The sequence below is a fragment of the Sphingobium sp. EM0848 genome (assembly GCF_013375555.1).
GTDB lineage: Bacteria > Pseudomonadota > Alphaproteobacteria > Sphingomonadales > Sphingomonadaceae > Sphingobium.
In genome coordinates, this window is record NZ_JABXWB010000001.1 from 1,079,142 (window position 1) to 1,099,220 (window position 20,079).

Annotated in this window: 20 protein-coding genes and 1 tRNA gene; 12 read left to right on the plus strand and 9 right to left on the minus strand. The window is 61.5% G+C overall.

All coding sequences use genetic code 11. From position 1 onward, the window contains the following. Positions 1–4 precede the first annotated feature (4 nt). Both nth and dapB read right to left on the minus strand, forming a co-directional pair. Positions 5–655, minus strand: a complete 651-nt coding sequence (gene nth / locus HUK73_RS05170) for an endonuclease III (protein WP_176590948.1) — start codon at positions 653–655, stop codon at positions 5–7. Between the two features lie 4 nt (positions 656–659). Beyond that, a complete protein-coding gene (dapB, locus tag HUK73_RS05175) occupies positions 660–1,424 on the minus strand; it encodes a 4-hydroxy-tetrahydrodipicolinate reductase (RefSeq protein ID WP_176590949.1) in 765 nt (254 codons plus the stop codon). A gap of 83 nt (positions 1,425–1,507) precedes the next feature. On the opposite strand from dapB, the gene HUK73_RS05180 reads away from it, so the two are divergent. Further along, a complete protein-coding gene (locus HUK73_RS05180) occupies positions 1,508–2,206 on the plus strand; it encodes an NAD-dependent deacylase (RefSeq protein WP_176590950.1) in 699 nt (232 codons plus the stop codon). 16 nt (positions 2,207–2,222) lie between these two features. On the opposite strand, the gene HUK73_RS05185 is transcribed toward HUK73_RS05180, so the two are convergent. The 3 genes from HUK73_RS05185 to HUK73_RS05195 all read right to left on the minus strand — a co-directional run bounded on the left by HUK73_RS05185 (position 2,223) and on the right by HUK73_RS05195 (position 4,122). Beyond that, positions 2,223–3,248, minus strand: coding sequence for a FecR domain-containing protein (locus HUK73_RS05185; RefSeq protein WP_176590951.1), 1,026 nt, complete (start codon positions 3,246–3,248; stop codon positions 2,223–2,225). Beyond that, entirely contained in the window at positions 3,166–3,771 is a 606-nt protein-coding gene (locus tag HUK73_RS05190) for a sigma-70 family RNA polymerase sigma factor (protein WP_176590952.1), read from the minus strand. Before HUK73_RS05190 ends, HUK73_RS05185 begins: the two co-directional genes overlap by 83 nt. Positions 3,772–3,930: 159 nt before the next feature. Continuing rightward, positions 3,931–4,122, minus strand: coding sequence for a hypothetical protein (locus HUK73_RS05195; protein WP_176590953.1), 192 nt, complete (start codon positions 4,120–4,122; stop codon positions 3,931–3,933). A 144-nt stretch (positions 4,123–4,266) separates the two neighbouring features. Between HUK73_RS05195 and HUK73_RS05200 the strand changes: the two genes are divergently transcribed. The 6 genes from HUK73_RS05200 to HUK73_RS05225 all read left to right on the plus strand — a co-directional run bounded on the left by HUK73_RS05200 (position 4,267) and on the right by HUK73_RS05225 (position 12,163). Continuing rightward, positions 4,267–4,351 (plus strand) — tRNA-Leu (locus tag HUK73_RS05200). 67 nt (positions 4,352–4,418) lie between these two features. Further along, the gene (gene tig, locus HUK73_RS05205; protein ID WP_176590954.1) at positions 4,419–6,029 is read left to right on the plus strand and encodes a trigger factor; all 1,611 of its coding nucleotides are present in this window, start codon (positions 4,419–4,421) and stop codon (positions 6,027–6,029) included. A 160-nt stretch (positions 6,030–6,189) separates the two neighbouring features. Next, positions 6,190–7,167, plus strand: coding sequence for a glycosyltransferase family 2 protein (locus tag HUK73_RS05210; protein WP_176590955.1), 978 nt, complete (start codon positions 6,190–6,192; stop codon positions 7,165–7,167). A gap of 93 nt (positions 7,168–7,260) precedes the next feature. Beyond that, a complete protein-coding gene (clpP, locus tag HUK73_RS05215; protein WP_176590956.1) occupies positions 7,261–7,896 on the plus strand; it encodes an ATP-dependent Clp endopeptidase proteolytic subunit ClpP in 636 nt (211 codons plus the stop codon). Between the two features lie 133 nt (positions 7,897–8,029). Further along, positions 8,030–9,298 carry an ATP-dependent Clp protease ATP-binding subunit ClpX gene (clpX, locus tag HUK73_RS05220; RefSeq protein WP_176590957.1) on the plus strand — a complete coding sequence of 423 codons (1,269 nt, stop codon included), beginning with the start codon at positions 8,030–8,032 and terminating at the stop codon, positions 9,296–9,298. A 363-nt stretch (positions 9,299–9,661) separates the two neighbouring features. Next, a complete protein-coding gene (locus HUK73_RS05225) occupies positions 9,662–12,163 on the plus strand; it encodes a TonB-dependent receptor (RefSeq protein ID WP_176590958.1) in 2,502 nt (833 codons plus the stop codon). A gap of 59 nt (positions 12,164–12,222) precedes the next feature. Here the strand turns inward: HUK73_RS05225 and mtgA are convergent, their stop codons facing one another. Beyond that, on the minus strand, positions 12,223–12,918 hold the full coding sequence (mtgA, locus tag HUK73_RS05230) for a monofunctional biosynthetic peptidoglycan transglycosylase (protein ID WP_176590959.1): 696 nt from the start codon (positions 12,916–12,918) through the stop codon (positions 12,223–12,225). Between the two features lie 50 nt (positions 12,919–12,968). Then, positions 12,969–13,730: a molybdopterin-binding protein gene (locus HUK73_RS05235; protein ID WP_176592822.1), complete on the minus strand. Its 762-nt coding sequence runs from the start codon at positions 13,728–13,730 to the stop codon at positions 12,969–12,971. Between the two features lie 89 nt (positions 13,731–13,819). Between HUK73_RS05235 and map the strand changes: the two genes are divergently transcribed. From map to HUK73_RS05255, 4 genes are all read left to right on the plus strand, one after another. After that, complete coding sequence (gene map / locus HUK73_RS05240) at positions 13,820–14,650, plus strand: type I methionyl aminopeptidase (protein WP_176590960.1); 831 nt, start codon at positions 13,820–13,822, stop codon at positions 14,648–14,650. Between the two features lie 241 nt (positions 14,651–14,891). Further along, complete coding sequence (locus HUK73_RS05245) at positions 14,892–15,230, plus strand: P-II family nitrogen regulator (protein WP_150291796.1); 339 nt, start codon at positions 14,892–14,894, stop codon at positions 15,228–15,230. A gap of 96 nt (positions 15,231–15,326) precedes the next feature. After that, complete coding sequence (glnA, locus tag HUK73_RS05250) at positions 15,327–16,739, plus strand: type I glutamate--ammonia ligase (protein ID WP_176590961.1); 1,413 nt, start codon at positions 15,327–15,329, stop codon at positions 16,737–16,739. Between the two features lie 127 nt (positions 16,740–16,866). Continuing rightward, positions 16,867–17,925 (plus strand): nitronate monooxygenase family protein, encoded by a 1,059-nt coding sequence (locus tag HUK73_RS05255; protein ID WP_176590962.1) that lies wholly within the window; start codon positions 16,867–16,869, stop codon positions 17,923–17,925. Here the strand turns inward: HUK73_RS05255 and HUK73_RS05260 are convergent. Both HUK73_RS05260 and HUK73_RS05265 read right to left on the minus strand, forming a co-directional pair. Then, on the minus strand, positions 17,922–18,575 hold the full coding sequence (locus tag HUK73_RS05260; protein WP_176590963.1) for a histidine phosphotransferase family protein: 654 nt from the start codon (positions 18,573–18,575) through the stop codon (positions 17,922–17,924). The two genes, HUK73_RS05255 and HUK73_RS05260, sit on opposite strands and share 4 nt — an antisense overlap. A gap of 96 nt (positions 18,576–18,671) precedes the next feature. Next, a complete protein-coding gene (locus tag HUK73_RS05265) occupies positions 18,672–19,070 on the minus strand; it encodes a Mov34/MPN/PAD-1 family protein (RefSeq protein WP_176590964.1) in 399 nt (132 codons plus the stop codon). A 17-nt stretch (positions 19,071–19,087) separates the two neighbouring features. Between HUK73_RS05265 and HUK73_RS05270 the strand changes: the two genes are divergently transcribed. Further along, on the plus strand, positions 19,088–20,038 hold the full coding sequence (locus HUK73_RS05270) for an RluA family pseudouridine synthase (protein WP_176590965.1): 951 nt from the start codon (positions 19,088–19,090) through the stop codon (positions 20,036–20,038). The last annotated feature ends 41 nt before the right edge of the window (positions 20,039–20,079 follow it).

The following is a 20,079-nucleotide window of genomic DNA, read 5'->3' on the forward strand; positions in this document are numbered from 1 at the left end:
ATAATCAGTTCGCCGTGCCGGGCGCGGGTGTCTTGGGCTTGAAGCGGCAGAGGTCGGCCACGATGCAGCGCCAGCATTCGGGCTTGCGCGCCTTGCAGACATAGCGGCCGTGCAGGATCAGCCAGTGATGCGCATCGCGGCGGAAGGGGCCGGGGACGCGCTTGTCCAGCTTCAGTTCCACCGCCAGAGGAGTCTTGCCGGGCGCAAGGCCAGTGCGGTTGCCGACGCGGAAGATGTGGGTGTCGACCGCGAACGCTTCCTGCCCGAAAGCGGTGTTGACGACGACATTGGCGGTCTTGCGCCCGACGCCGGGCAGGGTGGTCAGCACGTCGCGATCCTGCGGCACTTCTCCATGAAAATCGCGGACCAGGATTTCCGACAGGGCGATGACATTCTTCGCCTTGGCATTGAACAGGCCAATGGTCTTGATGTGCTGTTTCAGACCCTCTTCGCCCAGATCCACCATCTGTTGCGGGGTGTGGACTTCGCGGAATAGGGCGCGGGTCGCCTTGTTGACGCCGACGTCGGTCGCCTGCGCCGACAGGACCACAGCCACCAGCAACTGATAGTCATTGCCATATTCCAGCTCTGTCCGGGGCGCCGGATTGGCTTCCGCAAGGCGGCTGAAAAAGTCGAAGATCTGGTCCTTTTTCATGCGCTTAAAGACCCAGAACGCCCTTCATGTCATAACGGCCCACGGGCTGGCCGATCAGCCATTGTGCGCCCTTCACCGCGCCGCGGGCGAAGATGATGCGATTTTCGGCGCGGTGGCCGATCTCGATCCGTTCGCCCTCGGTGGCGAACATCACCTGATGATCGCCGGCGACAGAACCGCCACGCAACGCAGCGAAGCCGATGGCGCCCTTGGCTCGCGCGCCGGTGATGCCGTCGCGGCCCCGCTCGCTATGATCGGCGAGCGTGATGCCGCGTCCACGGGCGGCCGCCTCGCCCAGCAACAGGGCGGTGCCCGAGGGGGCGTCGACCTTGTGGCGGTGGTGCATCTCGACGATCTCAATGTCCCAATCGTCGCCCAGACGCGAGGCGGCCTGCTCCACCAGCGCCGCGAGCAGGTTGACGCCGAGTGAGGTATTGCCGGTCTGGAGGATCGGAATCTGCCGGGCGGCCTCGTCGATCAGGGCGTGATGTGAAGACTCAAGTCCGGTGGTGCCCACCAGCACGGGCTTCTTTGCGGCGATGCAGGCATCGAGATGGGACGACAGAGCGCCGGGCACGGAAAAGTCGATCAGCACGTCACTCCGCTGGGCCAGTGCGAGGGGATCGGTGGTGATGGCGATGCCGGGGGCGAGTTCGCCTTCCGCGCTGCGATCGGTGCCTCCGGCGATTTTCAGCCCGGCTTCCTGCGCGATCTGCGCGATGGCGCGTCCCATGCGGCCTGCTGCTCCGAAAATCCCGATGCTGGTCATGGTTCTTTCCTTTTTCTGTCCGGCTGGCCGATGCCAGAGCGGGGAGGCTTTGTCATCCCTTGGCGAGCGGCTAGAGAGGAGGCATGGATGACATTCGCAATATCGTGATCCTGACCGGCGCAGGGATTTCCGCCGAGAGCGGGCTTGCCACTTTTCGCGGGCCGGATGGTCTGTGGGAAGGGCATCGGGTCGAGGACGTCTGCACGCCCGAGGCTCTGGCACGCAATGCGGCGCTGGTGCACCGCTTCTATGATGAGCGGCGGGCGAAGCTGGTGGAGGTGACGCCCAATGCGGCGCATGAGGCGCTGGCGGCTTTGGACGCGCAATGGCCGGGGGAGTTGCTGATCGTCACGCAGAATGTCGATGATCTGCATGAAAGGGCGGGAGCGAAGCGGCTCATTCACATGCATGGGGAGTTGCAGTCGGCGCTTTGCGCGGCTTGCGGAAAGGCAACGCGCTGGACGGAGGCTTTGCCGCCGGCTTCGGTCTGCGACGGCTGCGGGCGTCCCGATTTGCGGCCGGACATCGTGTTTTTCGGTGAGATGCCGTATGAGATGGCGTTGATCGACGAGGCATTGCGGCGGGCCGATCTGTTCGTTTCGGTGGGGACATCGGGCGCGGTCTATCCGGCGGCAGGGTTCGTGCAGACGGCGCGTCATGTAGGCGCGCGGACGCTGGAGCTTAATCTGGAGCCTTCGGCGGGGAGCTTCTATTTCGAGGAAAGCCGCATGGGGCCGGCAAGTGCGTTGGTGCCGGAATTGGTGCGGGAGTTGCTCGGCTGAAATTGCTCGCCTTGCTTTATTCGCGAGCGGTGTTGGCGGCCAGTTCCGGCTCGTCCCGATAGAGGAGCATGACCGATCCGTCCTGTCCGTCCACCACCCGGACCGGCAGGCCGCGTTGCACGGCGGAGAGAAATGCCTTGCTGTCGGTGATGCGGAAGCGGCCGCCGATGCGCAGAGAGGAAACGCGCGTATCGCCGATCAGGATCGGCGCCCAGCGGTAGCGGTTGAACTCGCCAGTGGCTTGTTCGATCGTTTCGTCGTCCAGTTCCACCATGTGCGTGCGCCAGGCGGTGCGCTGGCTGACCAGACGCGAATCGAGGCGCGTGAGTGCAATGCTGCGCGGCTGGATGATGGCGCCGCTGCCTGCACTGACCCGTTCAGCCACCTTATTGCCTGAATGGACCGTCACCACGCCACGGGTCACGGTCAGTTCGACGAGCGAAGGACGCAGGCGCACATTGAAAGTGGTGCCCTTGGCGCGGATGACGGCGGATCGTGCCTCCACATCGAAGGGGCGGGCGGGGTCGCGGGCGACATCGACGGAGGCTTCGCCCTTGAGGATGCGGACCTTTCGGCCATGATCGGTGAAGCGCACCTCTGCAGCGCTGTTGCTGTTGAGGTGCAGGATGGACCCGTCGTTGAGGGTTACGTCGCTGATCTGGCCGATGCGGGTTTCATGGCGATCGACGCCATTGAAGGTGCAGATCGTGACGATTGCCGCGATGATGAACAATATCACCGCAACGGCGGCGGCGATCATGATGTTGCGCGACAGGCGGCGCTGCTGCTCTTCGCTGGTGATGGCTTCCAGCGGGGGCAGATTGACTTCGGCGGCGGCGCTCTTGAGCCGTTCGGCGGCTTCCCACGCGGCTTCGGCTCTCGCGAACGCTACGGCATGGCGGGGATCCGACTCGATCCAGCGGCAGATTTCCGCTTCATCCTTGGGAGAAGGATCGCTGTTAAGCCTTGCCAGCAGGCGCGCGGCTTCCGCCTCGATCTTGTCCCTGCTTTCGTAGCCCGAATCTGGTTCCGACGCCTGCACGTTCGAAATCCGTTTCCTCACGTTCTGCCCAGGCCCGCATAACTATTGCGATCGCTTTGGCCAGATGTTTTTCAACTGTAGAAACGGAGAGAGACATTTCCTCCGCTATTTCCAGCATCGATTTTTCATGGATGCGGCGAAGAATGAAGACCCGACGGCATTGCGTAGGCAGCGAATCGACGATCGTTTCGACCTGACGCAATGCTTCGCGGGCGTGGAGTTGTGCTTCCACGTTATTTTCGCCTTGCAGCAGTTCCAGATCGGCAATGGTTTCGAAGCTCACCACCTTGTTGCGGCGGGCGGCATCGATGACGAGGTTGCGGGCGATCGTGAACAGATAGGCACGGCCCGTCGTCACATTTTCCCAATTTTCGGTGGCATAGGCGCGTGCGAGTACCTCCGCGACCATATCCTCCAGTTCCTGATTGGCAGGAAGTATCCGCCTGAGCCGCCCGCGTAGAGCAGCTTCCTGTGGCAGGATCACTGTCTTGAACCATTCCAGCTTAGCGCGAACCCTGTGCACGTTGACCCCCTTGCTGTCAGCCGCGCCTCTCCCGCAATTTCATATGTTTGTCATAGTTCAATCATGGATGCAGGGGGCTGTCTAGCGCTACCAAAGACATTATTGCCCGTTTCTGTGGAAAACTTGCCCCCTGTTGCCAAATTGCGTCGATAGAGCCTGCTAAATCGGCGGCAGTTCAGACGGCGCGCTGTCGGGTTGGTCGAAATCGGGATTTTGTGGCACGATTTCGGGAGGTTCTCCCGCCGGCGTTTCCGCGGGCGTGGCCGGGGCGGGGGTTTCCGGTGGGGATTGCGGCTCGATCTTGTCGGGTTGGGGGACGCCGTCGGGGGCGGGATCGGGCTGGGTCGCCATGATTGTCTCTCCTTCAATATGCGGCTACGCTTGGGTAGCCGAGCGGGTTCCCCACGAACTTATCCCCAGCTTATCCACAGCCTTGACCCGTGGGCCTTGCTTCGCGAGACTCTTTTCTCTATGCCGCGCCGACCGGCGACCGATGCGGGCGTGGCGAAATTGGTAGACGCGCCAGATTTAGGTTCTGGTATCGCAAGATGTGGGGGTTCGAGTCCCTTCGCCCGCACCAGTGCGCCAGACTGATGGATGCGCAGGCGCCAACGAAATTCAGCTGAAGAAAGCGTTTGAGAGAAGAGATGCAGACTGTTGAGACGTTGAACGAGGGGCTGAAGCGCGCCTACACCGTGACCATCACGTCGAAGGACATCGACGCCCGCGTGGAAAAGGAAGTGGCCGCTATCGCGCCGCAGGTCCGCATGCCCGGCTTCCGTCCCGGCAAGGTGCCCGCCAATCTCGTCAAGAAGATGCACGGCGAATCGCTGCAGCGCGACGCGCTGAACAGCTCGATTCAGGACAGCATCCAAAAGCTGATCGCCGACAACAAGCTGCGCCCCGCGATGCAGCCGTCCGTCGAACTGGATGAAGGTTTCGAATTCGGCAAGGATGCCGAGATCAAGGTTGCGCTGGAAGTGCTGCCCGAAATCGCCGCGCCGAGCGTCGATGGGCTGAAGCTGGAGCGTCTGACCGCCGACGTCGCTGACGCGCAGGTCGATGAGGCTGCCGGCCGTATCGCGACCCAGCAGGGCGCTCTGGAAGAGCATGCCGCCAGCCACAAGGCGAAGGACGGTGACACGCTGACCATCGATTTCGTCGGCAAGATCGACGGCGAAGCCTTTGAAGGCGGTTCCGCCGAAGACGTGAAGCTGAAGATCGGCTCCGGCCAGTTCATTCCGGGCTTCGAAGAGCAGCTGACCGGCGTCAAGAAGGGTGAGGAAAAGGTCATCACCGTGACCTTCCCCGAGGATTATGGCGCTGCGCACCTTGCCGGCAAAGAAGCGACCTTCGATATCACGGTCAAGGCGATCCTGAACGCCGACAAGCCCAAGCTGGACGATGATTTCGCCAAGTCGCTGGGTCTGGAAGGTCTGGACAAGCTCAAGGAGCTTCTGAAGGGCCAGATCGAGCAGGAACATAATGGCCTGACCCGCACCTATATGAAGCGTAAGCTGCTGGACCAGCTCGCCGCCGCTCATGATTTCGACGTGCCGCCGAGCATGGTCGAGGCCGAGTTCAACCAGATCTGGGCGCAGCTTCAGCATGAAGCCGGCCATGAGGAAGATCCGGAAGCCGCGCTGGCCGAGATGGAAGCGGAAAAGGAAGACTATCGCGGCATCGCCGTGCGTCGCGTCCGCCTGGGCCTGCTGCTTTCGGAAATCGGTCAGGCGAACGGCGTGGTCGTGTCGGATCAGGAAATGAACCGCCTGATCATGCAGGCTGCCCAGCAGTACAGCCCGCAGGATCGCGAGCGTTTCGTGCAGTACGTCCGTCAGGACCCGATGGCCGCCGCCCAGCTGCGCGCGCCGCTCTATGAGGACAAGGTCGTCGACTTCCTGTTCGACAAGGCCGAGATCACCGACCGCGCCGTCAGCCGCGAAGAGCTGGAAGCTGCGATCGAAGCCGAAGATGGCGATCTGAAGCCGCACGTCCATGGTCCGGGTTGTGGTCACGATCATGACCATGACGAGAAGCCCAAGGCGAAGAAGGCTGCTCCCAAGAAGAAGGCAGAGGCTGAGGAAGCCGCTCCGGCCGCTGAAGCGGACGCTGCTGAGGAAGCGCCGGCCAAGAAGGCGCCGGCTAAGAAGGCCGCCGCCAAGAAGGACGAGGCTGTTGCTGAAGAAGCTGCCGCTGAGGACAAGCCCAAGGCCAAGAAGGCTCCTGCCAAGAAGGCTGCCGCCAAGGCTGAATAAGGCCGTTTCGGTCTGAATGGAAAAGCGCCCGGCTTCGCAAGGAAGCCCGGGCGCTTTTCGTTTCCTCCGCTTTTCATTTCTGCCGCGACATGGCAGACGAAATATTAATCAGGCCCGTTCATGTCGACAGGGGGCAGGGCGCCAAGAAGGTTATGGGTCGATGAAGGAATTTCCGGCAGTGGAAAGCGGGGAGGGGGTTGCCGCGCCGCGGATTGCGGTCATTCTGCCTTGTTATAATGAGGCGGGGGCCATTGTGCAGACGGTGGAGGATTTCCGTCGCGCGCTGCCTTCTGCCGAAATCTACGTCTTCGACAATAACAGCACGGATGGCAGTCGCGAACTGGCAACTGGGGCGGGGGCCATCGTCCGCCGCGTCACGCAGCAGGGCAAGGGGCATGTCGTGCGCCGCATGTTCGCGGATGTGGATGCGGACATCTATATCATGGCCGATGGCGACGCGACCTATGAGGCCGCCGCCGCGCCGAAGATGGTTGCGGCTATGCTGGACGGCAATCTCGACATGGTGGTCGGGTCGCGCAAGAGCGAGATCGAGGAAGCCTATCGGCGGGGGCATCGGTTCGGTAATTGGGCGCTCACCAGCCTGTTGAAGCGCCTTTTCGGGCGCAGTTTTACCGACATTCTTTCGGGCTACCGCGTATTTTCCCGGCGGTTCGTGAAGAGCTTCCCGGTCCTTTCCGCCGGTTTCGAGATCGAAACGGAAATCAGCGTCCATGCGCTGGAACTCGCCATGCCGGTGGCCGAGGTCGTCACCGCTTATGGCGCGCGGCCGGAAGGGTCGGTGAGCAAGCTCAGCACCTATCGCGACGGTTGGCGTATCCTGCGGACGATCATCACGCTTTACCGCATCGAGCGGCCGATCCTGTTCTTTGGGATGATCGCGGCCCTGCTGGCGGCGACGGGTCTGATCCTGGCGGCTCCGCTGATCCTCACCTATATGAAGACCGGGCTGGTGCCGCGCTTCCCTACGGCCATATTGGTGACGGGGCTCATGATTCTCGCCACGCTTTCAGGCATGTGCGGCCTCATATTGGATACGGTGGTGCGCGGACGTCGGGAGGTCCGGCGACTCGCTTATCTCACCTTCCGCGCGCCGGCGGATTTTGCCCGGCGCGGCTGACCTGACCCAAGCGTTTCACGCGACCCCTTGAACGATCTGTCTTTTGTCCCGATGTAGGGGTTGGGCAAAAGCAACATATCCTGAAAGAGCAAAATGACCGATATCATGTCCGATCCCATGGCCGCTCTGGTCCCCATCGTCATCGAACAGTCGAACCGGGGCGAGCGCAGCTTCGACATTTATTCGCGCCTGTTGCGTGAGCGGATCATCTTCGTGACCGGTCAGGTCGAGGATCATATGGCCTCGCTGATCGTTGCCCAGCTGCTGTTCCTTGAGTCGGAAAATCCGAAGAAGGACATCTGGATGTACATCAACTCGCCCGGTGGCGTGGTGACGTCCGGCATGGCGATCCACGACACGATGAAATATATCCGCCCCCAGGTCGGCACCGTCTGCATCGGCCAGGCCGCCTCGATGGGCAGCTTCCTGCTCGCCGCTGGTGAGCCGGGCAAGCGCATCGCGCTCAGCAACGCGCGTATCATGGTCCACCAGCCTTCGGGCGGCGCGCAGGGCATGGCGTCCGACATCGAGATTCAGGCCAAGGAAATCCTGCGAATCCGCAGCCGCCTGAACAACCTCTACGTCCAATATACCGGCCGTTCGCTGGAGGAAGTGGAGCGGGCGATGGACCGCGACACCTTCCTGGAGGCGGAGGAAGCCAAGGCGTTCGGTCTGGTCGATGAAGTGTTCGACCGCCGCCCGGCCTTGCCCGAAACGAGCGAAGGCTAAAACATAGGTTTACCGCACGCGCCCTTTTCTCCCCTTGTGAAACGGGCGCGTCGCGGTCTAGGATGATCCTAGGACCAGAATATCCCTCGCCGACGCGGCGGTTCGCGAAAGGGCAGGGAAGAGAGATTGGCGAATGACTAAGCTTACGGGCTCCGATTCTAAAAGCACGCTTTACTGCTCCTTCTGCGGGAAATCGCAGCATGAGGTGCGGAAGCTGATCGCGGGGCCGACCGTGTTCATCTGCGATGAGTGCGTGGAACTGTGCAACGACATCATCCGCGAGGAGACCAAGGGCGGTCTCGTCGGCAAAAAGGATGGCGGCGTGCCGACCCCGCAGGAAATCTGCGATGTGCTGGACGATTATGTGATCGGCCAGAACCGGGCGAAGCGCGTCCTGTCGGTTGCCGTCCACAACCATTACAAGCGCCTCAACCACGGCACCAAGCCGGGTGAGGTGGAACTGGCCAAGTCGAACATCCTGCTGGTCGGTCCGACCGGCTGCGGCAAGACGCTGCTGGCGCAGACGCTGGCCAAGACGTTCGACGTGCCCTTCACCATGGCCGACGCCACGACGCTGACCGAAGCGGGCTATGTCGGTGAGGATGTCGAGAACATCATCCTGAAGCTGCTTCAGGCCTCCGACTATAATGTCGAGAAGGCACAGCGCGGCATCGTCTATATTGACGAAATCGACAAGATCAGTCGTAAGGCCGAAAATCCGTCGATCACTCGCGATGTTTCGGGCGAAGGCGTGCAGCAGGCGCTGCTCAAGCTGATGGAAGGGACGACCGCGTCGGTTCCGCCGCAGGGTGGCCGCAAGCATCCGCAGCAGGAGTTCCTTCAGGTCGACACGACCAATATCCTGTTCATCTGCGGCGGTGCGTTCGCGGGTCTGGAAAAGATCATCGGCGACCGTCTGGAAGCCAAGTCGATTGGCTTCGGCGCTCATGTCGCGGCACCCGAAGAGCGCAAGACCGGCGAATTGCTGCGTCAGAGCGAGCCAGAGGATTTGCTGAAGTTCGGCCTGATCCCCGAGTTCGTCGGCCGTCTGCCCGTCATCGCGACGCTGGAAGATCTGGACGTGGCCGCACTGGTCAAGATTCTGGTCGAGCCGAAGAATGCGCTGGTGAAGCAATATGCCAAGCTGTTCGATATGGAGAATGTCGAACTGAGCTTCACTGATGACGCGCTGACCGCGATTGCCAGGAAGGCGATCGAGCGCAAGACGGGTGCTCGTGGTTTGCGTTCGATCCTGGAGGCGATTTTGCTCGACACGATGTTCGATCTGCCTTCGATGGAGGGCGTGGGCGAAGTCGTGGTGGACAAGGATGTGGTTGCCGGAAACAAGGAACCGATTCGCGTCTTCAGCGAAAAGGACAAGCGGGCCGAAGACGCCGCCTGAAGCGATCCTTAACATCTTGAAATTCAGGGGGTCGGCGATGCTTCGTCGGCCCTTTTTTTATGGTTTTTGCGCAATCGCACAAAAATTCCTGTTGCGTTGCAAAATTGCACCACTGTTCAACAGAGAGGTTGTGATTTCATAAAATTATCTAAAATCAAATACTTAAGTGAAATTTGGTAGATCCCTTCTGTAGTGTTTTGGTGGCGTAAGGCCCGATGTCATCTGGTGGCTATTATATTGTCGTAAAACTGTAATCAGAGCATCACAGGTCCGTCGCCGTCGGCCGCCACAGGCGGTGCCAGCTCCACAGAGCAAAACAAAGCTGGCGCGACACGCCAAACTTTCAAAAGGGACAAAAACAAAATGAAACAGCTTCTTATGTGTAGCGCCGCGGCTGTCGCCGTGGCGGCTCCCGTTGCTGCGCTTGCGCAGTCGACCGGTTCGATCGAAGCCGAAAACACCATCATCGTCACCGGCGGCCGTTCGGCATCCAACGGCGTCGAAGGCATTGTCATTCCGGATTCGACGAAGGCTCGCGCAGTCCTGACACAGGAAATCATTGCACGTCAGGCCGCTGGCCAGACGATCCTGAACGCGATCAACCTGGTTCCCGGCGTGAACTTCACGAACTCGGACGCCTATGGTTCTGCCGGTGGTAACCTGCGCATCCGGGGCTTTGACGGCAATCGCGTCTCGCTCACCTTCGACGGTATTCCGCTGAACGATTCGGGCAATTATGCCATCTATCCCAATCAGATGCTTGATCCCGAACTGATCAAGGAAGTGAACGTCAATCTGGGCGCGACTGACATCGACAGCCCCACCGCTTCCGCTGCTGGCGGTACGGTCAATTACCGCACCATCGTGCCCAGCGACGATTTTGGCGCCATGGTGTCGGGTTCCGCGGGCGAAAACAATTATTTCCGCCTGTTCGGCAAGATCGAAACCGGCGAAATCGGCCCCTGGGGCACGAAGATGTTCTTCGCTGCAAGCACTGCCCGCAACGATAAGTTCAAGGGGCCGGGTGAGATCGAGAAGCAGCAATATAATGCGCGCATCTATCAGCCGCTTGGCAGCAATGGCGATTTCATTTCGCTCGCCGGCCACTGGAGCGTGAACCGTAATAATTTCTATCGCAATCCCAGCGTGAACGACATGCGCACGCTGTTCGGGACCGGGACCGTTCCGGCTGCCGGCAATATTTCCTCCAGCAACCCGCTGAGCCTCGACCTGAGCAGTGCGCAGAAGGATGCGCTGTTCAACTTCGAAAATGACGCGGTCTGCAATGCGGGCGTTGCGGGTTGTACCAACTATTACAAGGTGCGCATCAACCCCTCCAACACCGGTAATGTGCGCTTGAATTCGCGCTTCACCTTGGCTGACAATCTGATCTTCACGCTCGACGGCGCCTATCAGTACACGCTGGCCAATGGCGGTGGCTTCACCGCGATCCGCGAAGATGCGGCCCTGATCAAGGGTTCGAAGAGCACTGGCGTCGACTATAATGGCGACGGCGATACCACCGACACGATCGGTTTCTACACGCCGAACAACACCAACACCAATCGCTACACACTGCTCGCATCGCTGATCTGGGACATCGCCCCGGAACATCGTGTGCGCCTGGCCTATACCTATGATCGCGCCCGTCATCGCCAGACCGGCGAATGGGGCTATCTGAATGCCGATGGCAGCCCGGAAAACGTCTTCGGTGGCCGCAACGGTCGTCCGGTGCTGAACGCCGATGGCTTCCAACTGCAACAGCGTGATCGTCTGTCGATCGCCCTGCTGAACCAGGTGGCCGGCCAGTATATCGGTAAGTTCATGGACGAGAAGCTGCGTGTCGAGCTGGGCGTCCGCGCACCCTTTTTCAAGCGCGATCTGGAAACCAATTGCTATATCCAGACCTCGGGCAGCGGCTTTGCGACCTGCACTAGCCAGCCGGCGAGCCAGTTGGTCATCGTACCGCCTACCCAGGTTGCCCCGTTCCCGGCGAACTCGCTCTATGCGCCCTTCGAGGCCAACTACAAGTTCAACAAGGTTCTGCCGAACGTCGGTTTGACCTACAGCCTGACGCCGGAAGCCAGCCTGTTCTGGAGCTACGCCAAGGGTTTGTCCGCGCCGCGCACGGATAATCTTTATCGCGCGCCGGTCGTCACGGTGACGCCGGAAACGACCGACTCTTTCGATCTGGGTGCGCGCTACACCTCGTCGAAGATCCAGGCACAGCTGACCACCTGGTATATCAGCTTCAAGAACCGGATCGTGACCTCCTACGACCAGGAACAGGGCATTTCTGTCGACCGCAATGTCGGCAAGGTCGAAGCCTATGGCGTCGATGCGAACATCGCTTACCAGCCGATCAAGGAACTGACGCTCTACGCCTTCGGTTCGTACAACCACAGCCGTCTGAAGAGCGATATCCAGATCGGCAGCTGCTCGGCTGTGAGCGTCGCCAATGGTTGCGCGACGGTGGGTCAGGCGATCTATGCGCCGACGTCCGGCAAGCGCGTCACCGAAACGCCCGACTGGACGGTTGGTGGCCGTGCGCAGGTTGAGGTCGGCCCGGTGTCGGTCGGTGCTCAGGCGAAATATGTGGGCAGCCGCTATGCTACCGACGTCAACGACGTGAAGGTCCCGAGCTATACGCTCGTCGATCTCGACGCTCGCTTCAGCCTGGCGCAGTGGGGCGCGGACAAGACCTACTTCCAGCTGAACGTCATGAATCTGTTCAACAAATTCTATTTCGGCAACATCAGCACGCAGATCAACGCTGGCACGATCCAGGGTCTTGCGGGTGCGAACCCCAACTTCTCGATCGGCGCGCCGCGCACGGTCATGGGGACACTGACCGTCGGTTTCTGATCGCTATCAGAAGAGTAGAAGAGGGAGGCGCGGGCATTGTCCGCGCCTCTTTTTTTGGGTCAATGCAGGCAGCTATCCAGTCCGTCGCGCTGGACGATGCCGATGCGGGCGGCGATGCTGTTGCCGTAGCGGCGGGTGAAGCCGTGAGGGTCGATGGCCTCGCGCTTTTTGGGCAGCGGCAGGACGGCGGCGAGGCGGGCTGCTTCCGGGCGGGTTAGGCGGCTCGCGTCATGGTGGAAATAGCGTAGCGCCCCCGCATTGGCGCCATAGGTGCCGATGCCGGTTTCCGCGACGTTGAGATAGACTTCCATGATCCGTCGTTTGCCCCAGATCGCTTCGATCAGGACGGTGAACCAGGCTTCGAACCCCTTGCGGAGGAAGCCGCCGCCCTGGAACAGGAAGACGTTCTTCGCCGTCTGCTGGCTGATGGTCGATCCGCCGCGGATACGGCCGCCGCTCGCATTGTGGCGCAAGGCCTGGGCAATGGCGACGGCGTCGAAGCCATGATGGCTGCAAAAGCGGCTGTCCTCCGCCGCTATGGCGGCGCGGGCCATGTCCGGGTCCATCTCGTCCAGGCTCATCCAGCCCTTGGTGATGCCATGGGGATCGAAGATCATCGTCCATGTCACGGGTGGCGGCACGAAGCGATAGATCACGACCATCAGCAGCGAGAGGGCAATGAAGCCGCCGAGAATCTTGAGAGGAATGCTGATCCAGCGGGACCAGCGGCGCGGAGCGGAAGTTTTTGCGAGCATCGCGCCGTGGTAGCGCGATATCTGGCTGGTTCAAGCGTGCGCTGTATCGATCAGATGCCGCCCGGCACGGCAGGCCATCCGCCTTGTTCCAGCGCGGCGCTGAGGTCGGCAACGCAGCGGTCCAGCGCTTCCGCATCGGTGGAGCGGATCACGAAATTGGCGCCTGTCCGGCCTTCCCGGAAGAAGGGATAGCTGCCGATCTGGCACCCTTCATGCGCGCGTTCGGTGGCGCCGAGCAGGTCCGCGATTTCGCTTTCCGCCACCCAGCAGCCGATGCTGGCCGACAGAACCGGCAGGCCGCCTTCCAACTTGCCGGTCAGGCTATCCAGCATTCCGGCGGTGATATGCGGCACGCCGGCCATGATGAAGATGTTGCCGTGCCTTATCCCCGGCGCGCCCGACATGCGATTTTCGATCAGGCTTGCTCCGGCCGGGACCCGGGCCATGCGCAGCCGCGCTTCGGTCAGCCCGCCGCGCGTTTCGTAATAGCCCGATAGCATTGCCCGCGCTTCGGCGTGGATTTCCACCCCGACGCCCAGCGCGCGGGCGATGGCATCGACGGTGATGTCGTCATGGGTCGGCCCGATGCCGCCAGTCGTGAACAGATAGTCGTTGCGCGCCCGCAGCGTGTTCACCGCCTCCACAATGGCGTCGCTGTCGTCGGCTACGACGCGCACCTCGCGCAGACGGATGCCCTGCACGTTGAGCCAGGTGGCGATCTGGGAGACGTTTTTGTCCTGAGTGCGGCCCGACAAAATCTCGTCGCCGATGACGACCAGCGCTGCGGTCCAGATGCGGTTGGGATCGGCCATGGACAGGCCATAGCCTGTGCCGCGCGCCGTGCCTAGTCCGGGGAGGCGACCCCCTCGCATTATGGTGCGTCTCTGCCTATAATCGGTGCATGACCGAATATATGACGATGACGGCGGACGCGCCGATTTCCCGCTCGACCGCGATCAAGCTTTATGACGCGGCCGGTTTTGAAGGCATGCGCAGGGCCGGGCGGCTGGCGGCGGAGATATTGGACGCGCTGGTGCCGCATGTCGTGCCGGGTGTGACGACCGGCGAACTGGACGACATCGTCCGCCGCATGACGCTGGGGGGGGGCGGGGTGCCGGCGACGCTGGGCTATCGCGGCTATACCCACAGCTGCTGCATTTCGCTCAACAATGTCATCTGTCACGGCATTCCGGGCGATACCCGGCTGAGGGACGGCGATATCCTGAATATCGACGTGACCCCGCTGGTCGATGGCTGGCACGGCGACACCAGCCGCATGTATATTTGCGGCGAAACCTCCATCAAGGCGCGGCGGCTGGTCGAAGTGACTTATGAATGCCTGATGCTGGGTATCGAGCAGGCGAGGCCCGGCAATCATCTGGGGGATATCGGCCATGCGATTCAGCGCCATGCCGAGAAGCACCGTTATGGCGTCGTTCGCGATTTCTGCGGCCATGGCCTTGGCCGCGTGTTCCACGACAGCCCGGAGGTGGTCCATGTCGGTCGCCCCGGCACCGGGCCGGAACTGAAACCTGGAATGTTTTTCACCATCGAACCGATGATCAACATCGGCAAGCCGGGGGTGAAGATGTTGGAGGATGGCTGGACCGCGGTGACTCGGGACCGGACGCTGTCGGCGCAGTTCGAGCACAGCATCGGCATCACCGAAACCGGCTGTGAGATCTTCACCAAGAGCCCCGCCGGTCTCGATGCGCCGCCTTATATGTTCTGATTGTCGCAGCGCTGCCTAAAAAATGGGCAACATGTCATGATATTGCCCGGAATCCGGGCAATATGGACAAAAGTTGCTGCATCGCAGAAAGCAGTTTCAGGCGATTCGCCATTTGGCACGGTAATTGATTGGGAAGAGAGGCGGTGCGTGCCTTCGGGGGGCATGATGATCGTCACTCGATGGGAACGAAGGGCGGGATCATTTCCGCCATTCTGCGCGCGTTTGGTTGGGATTACTAAAGATGAAAAAGATCGAAGCGATCATCAAACCGTTCAAGCTCGATGAAGTGAAGGAAGCCCTTCACGAAGTCGGCGTTTCGGGGATCACCGTCACCGAGGCCAAGGGTTTCGGCCGTCAGAAGGGACATACCGAGCTATATCGGGGCGCGGAATATGTCGTCGACTTCCTGCCCAAGGTGAAACTGGAGGTCGTCGTCGACGATTCGCTGGCCGAACGGGTGGTGGAGGCGATCTCTTCGGCTGCGCAGACCGGCCGGATCGGTGATGGCAAGATCTTCATCTCCAACATCGAGGCTGCGGTCCGCATCCGCACTGGCGAACGCGACAGCGACGCCATCTGATTTTTTAACAGGTTCTCGCCGGGTTACAGGGGTCTGGCGGACGCATATCCACGCACCCCTTCGGGGGGGTATTTTTTGAAAGAAGGGCAAGTTCACATGGCCAACACGCCTAAAGACATCCTGAAGATGATCGAGGAAAAGGAGATCGAATGGGTCGATCTGCGTTTCACCGATCCCAAGGGCAAGTGGCAGCACCTGACCATGGTTTCGACGGTGCTGGGCGAGGATGAGCTGACCCAGGGCCTGATGTTCGACGGTTCGTCGATCGAAGGCTGGAAGGCGATCAACGAGTCGGACATGATCCTGAAGCCCGACCTTGATGCCGTTTATGTCGATCCGTTCAGCGCCACCCCGATGCTGATCCTGTTCTGCGACATCGTGGAACCCGACACCGGCGAACTTTATGCCCGCGACCCGCGTTCGACCGCGAAGCGTGCGGAAGCCTTCGTCAAGTCGGCCGGTTTCGGTGACACCGTCTATGTCGGCCCGGAAGCCGAATTCTTCATGTTCGACGATGTCCGCTTCAATTCGGACTATAACGAATCCTTCTTCAAGATCGACGATATCGAGCTGCCGACCAACACCGGCCGCGAATATGAAGGCGGCAATCTGGGTCACCGTCCGCGCGCCAAGGGCGGCTATTTCCCGGTTGCGCCGGTCGATCCGGCTACCGACATCCGCGCCGAGATGGTCACCACCATGCTCGAAATGGGCCTGCCCTGCGACAAGCACCACCATGAAGTGGCCGCTGCCCAGCACGAACTCGGCCTGACCTTCGGCACGCTGGTCCAGACCGCCGACCGCATGCAGATCTACAAATATGTCGTGCAGATGGTCGCCCAGGCCTATGGCAAGTCGGCAACCTTCATGCCGAAGCCGATCGCGCAGGACAACGGTTCGGGCATGCACACCCACATGTCGATCTGGGACGGTGGCAAGCCGCTGTTCGCGGGTGAGGGCTATGCCGGTCTGTCGGACATGTGCCTCTACTTCATCGGCGGCGTCATCAAGCACGCCAAGGCCCTGAACGCCTTCACCAACCCGACCACCAACAGCTACAAGCGTCTGGTGCCGGGCTTCGAAGCGCCGGTTCTGCTGGCCTATTCGGCTCGTAACCGTTCGGCCTCCTGCCGTATTCCTTACGGCGCGGGTGCCAAGGCGAAGCGCGTGGAATTCCGCTTCCCCGACGCGATGGCCAACCCCTATCTGTGCTATGCCGCGCTGCTGATGGCCGGCCTCGACGGCATCGAGAACAAGATCCATCCGGGTTCCGCGATGGACAAGAACCTCTATGACCTGCCGCCGGAAGAACTGAGCCAGGTGCCGACCGTCTGCGGTTCGCTGCGTGAAGCGCTGAACTCGCTGGCCGCCGATTACGACTTCCTGCTGAAGGGCGACGTGTTCACCAAGGATCAGATCGAGGCCTATCTCGAACTGAAGTGGCCGGAAGTGTACCGCTGGGAAATGGCGCCGTCGCCGGTCGAATTCGACATGTACTACAGCCTCTGATCCTTTCGGAGCTGTTTGGAAAAAGGGCTCGGTCGCGAAAGCGGCCGGGTCCTTTTTTATATCGAAGGAAGGCACTGCTACATTCCGCCCATTGCCGGGAACGTCCGATGGGTGGACAAATGCGGCCATGTCGCTGATCGAGTCGCTGGGCCTTGCCCATCCCATCATTCAGGCACCCATGGCGGGCGTTTCGACGCCGGATATGGCGGCGGCGGTTTCCAATGCCGGCGCTCTTGGGTCTATCGGGGTGGGAGCGACCGATGCGGAGGGCGCCCGCGCGATGATCGAAGCGGTCAGGGCCCGGACGGATCGGCCCTTTAACGTCAATCTTTTCACGCATCGGCCCGCACAGGGGGATGTGGTGCGGGAGCAGGCCTGGCTGGAGGCGTTGGCGCCGCTCTTCCACCATCATGATGCGGAGCCGCCCGCGAGCCTGTGCGAAATCTACCGCAGCTTTGTGGAGGATGACGCGATGCTGGCGGTGCTGGTCGATCTGGCGCCGGCAGTGGTCAGTTTTCATTTCGGTTTGCCCGATGCCCGACGCGTTGCAGCGCTCAAGGAGGCGGGTTGCCTCTTGTTCGCGACCGCGACCAGCCTGGATGAAGCCCGGCAGGTGCGCGAGGCCGGGGTCGATGCCGTGGTCGCGCAAGGATATGAGGCGGGCGGGCATCGCGGGGTGTTCGATCCCGATGCGCCGGACGACCGGCTTGGTTGCCTTGCCCTGACGCGGCTGTTGGTGGCGCAGGCGGGGCTACCCGTTATCGCTGCCGGTGGAATCATGGATGGGGCAGGGGTGCGCGCGGCGCTGGATCTGGGCGCGGTGGCGGCGCAACTGGGCACTGCCTTCATCGCTTGTCCGGAAAGCAGCGCCGATGCGGCCTATTGCGCGGCACTGTCCGGTCCGGCGGCGCTTCACACCATCATGACCCGCGCCATATCGGGGCGCCCGGCGCGCTGCCTTGCCAATCGCTTCACGCAATGGGGCGAAGATTGTGGGCTGGAGCCGCCCGCCTATCCCATCGCTTATGATGCTGGAAAGGCGCTCAACGCGGCGGCAAAGGCGAATGGCGAGGGTGGCTTTGGCGCGCAATGGGCCGGGCAGGGCGCTCCGCTGGCGCGGGCTTTGCCTGCCGCTGATCTGGTCGCGGCGCTTGCGGCTGAGTTGGCCGCGACCCGAAGGGGTTAATGCGCGTCCGGAATGGATGCACCGAAGAGCAGCATCGGCTCGCCCGCCGGGGACAGGACGATTTCGCCGCCCGCACTGGTGACGAGCGTGCGCACCATCCAGGCCGCCGAAGTGCGCGAGGCCAGCCCCTCTGGCGGCAGCGTTCCCGCCAGAGCCGAACGCAGATCGGGATCGAGCACCAGCTTCGGCCCTTCCGCACGAACCACGATTTCCGTGACGCCCGGCCGCCGTTCCGCACCGATATCGAGCTGTCCGCCACGCACCAGTGCATCGCCGGCGATCAGCGCAAGGTTCAGCAGCACCTTTGCCGGCAACTTGTCGAGCATATCCTCCTCGACCAGCCAGCCGATCTTCACCCGGCCGGACGCGGCAAACATGCCTTCAATGGCGACGCGCGCTTCATGCGTCGGCACGGCGTCGCCGAAGCCGCCCGCCGAACCAAAGGCCAGACGGAAGAATTTGAGTTTGTTGGCTGATGTCCTGGCGCTGTCCGCCAGCAGGTCCAGGCAGCGTTGCCGCATTTCCGGGTCCGTTTCATCCGCCATCAGCTCAAGCCCGTTGTTGAGCGCGCCCACGGGGCTGAGCAGGTCATGGCACAGCCGCGAGCAGAGCAGGCTGGCAAATTCGATGCTGTCGGTCGGATTGGTCATGAAGGTTCGCTGCCGCCGGAGAAGAAAACAGGAAGGGAATGAAAGGCTAATGCGCTGCCCTGTCGCATGATGCAACCCCGGCCCACCGCCTTTCCTTCACATGATATCGAGCAAAGCCTCAACAAATCGTGCATTTTCGTCTTTCCCGGTTGCGAGCCAGAGGCGCGCCGTACCGCCCCCGACGATCAGCCACAAACTGCCGTCCGGTGTCGCGCAGGCCGCATCCGTGGCCGAGGGAACCGGCATGCCGCCGGGGTGCGAGTGATAATGGCCGATGATCGGCGGACCGCCCGACCGTGCCGCCCGATGTGCCGCGATCAACGCCGTCGGGTCCAGTTCGAAATGGCGGGACGGATCGGGCGCGACATTGGCGGCAGGCTGGATCGAGTCGATCCGGCCCGCCCGTCCGAACAGCAATCCGCAGACCTCATGGGGGTCGGCGGCTGCTTCGGACATGATTTGTTCCAATATCCCTCTTGAAATCCTGACCCTCATTCCTACATCCCTACGCAATGAGTTTGGGGGTTTCCATCATTGAAGCGACGATAAGCGAGGCGCAGGACGGCATGCGGCTCGACAAGGCGCTTGCCGATCTGGTGCCCGACCTGTCGCGGGAGCGGCTGAAAGCGTTGATCGTCGAAGGGCAGGTGACCACTTCGGGCCGCGCGCTCAACCCTTCGATGAAAGTCGCGGCAGGGCAGGCCTTCGCCATCGCCGTACCACCTCCGGTCGAGGCCGAGGCAGTGGCGCAAGACATTCCGCTCGCGATCGTCCATGAAGATGCCGAGTTGATCGTCATCGACAAGCCTGCCGGGCTGGTGGTCCATCCGGCGGCGGGCAATCTGGACGGCACGCTCGTCAATGCGCTGCTGCATCATTGTCAGGGGCAGCTTTCCGGCATTGGCGGGGTGGCAAGGCCCGGAATCGTTCATCGCATCGACAAGGATACTTCCGGCCTTTTGGTCGTTGCCAAGTCAGACCGTGCTCATGAGGGGCTGGCCAGACAGTTCAAGGATCATAGCATCGACCGGCTCTATGCCGCGATCGTCTATGGGGTGCCGCAGCCGGGCGCGGGTATGGTGGATACGTGGATCGGCCGTTCCGACGCCGATCGAAAGAAGATGGCCGTTCATCGGGAAGGGCGTGGCAAGCATGCCGTGACCCATTACCGCACGGTGCAGAAATTGCGCGGCGCTGCGCTGGTCGAATGCAGGCTGGAAACCGGGCGAACGCATCAGGTTCGCGTCCATATGGCGCATCTGGGGCACCCCTTGATCGGGGACCCGGTTTACGGTAGAGAGAGAAAAGGTTTCAAATCGATACTGGAAACGCTGGGTTTCAAAAGGCAGGCATTGCACGCGAAAAGGCTGGGGTTCATACATCCTGTAACGGGTGAGGCCCTCAGCTTCGACAGCCAGCTCCCTGCCGACATGCAGGAACTGTTAAGCGAGCTTCACGTATAGATTTGGATAAGTTTGCGACGGCGCTTCGAACGCCTCTTCTG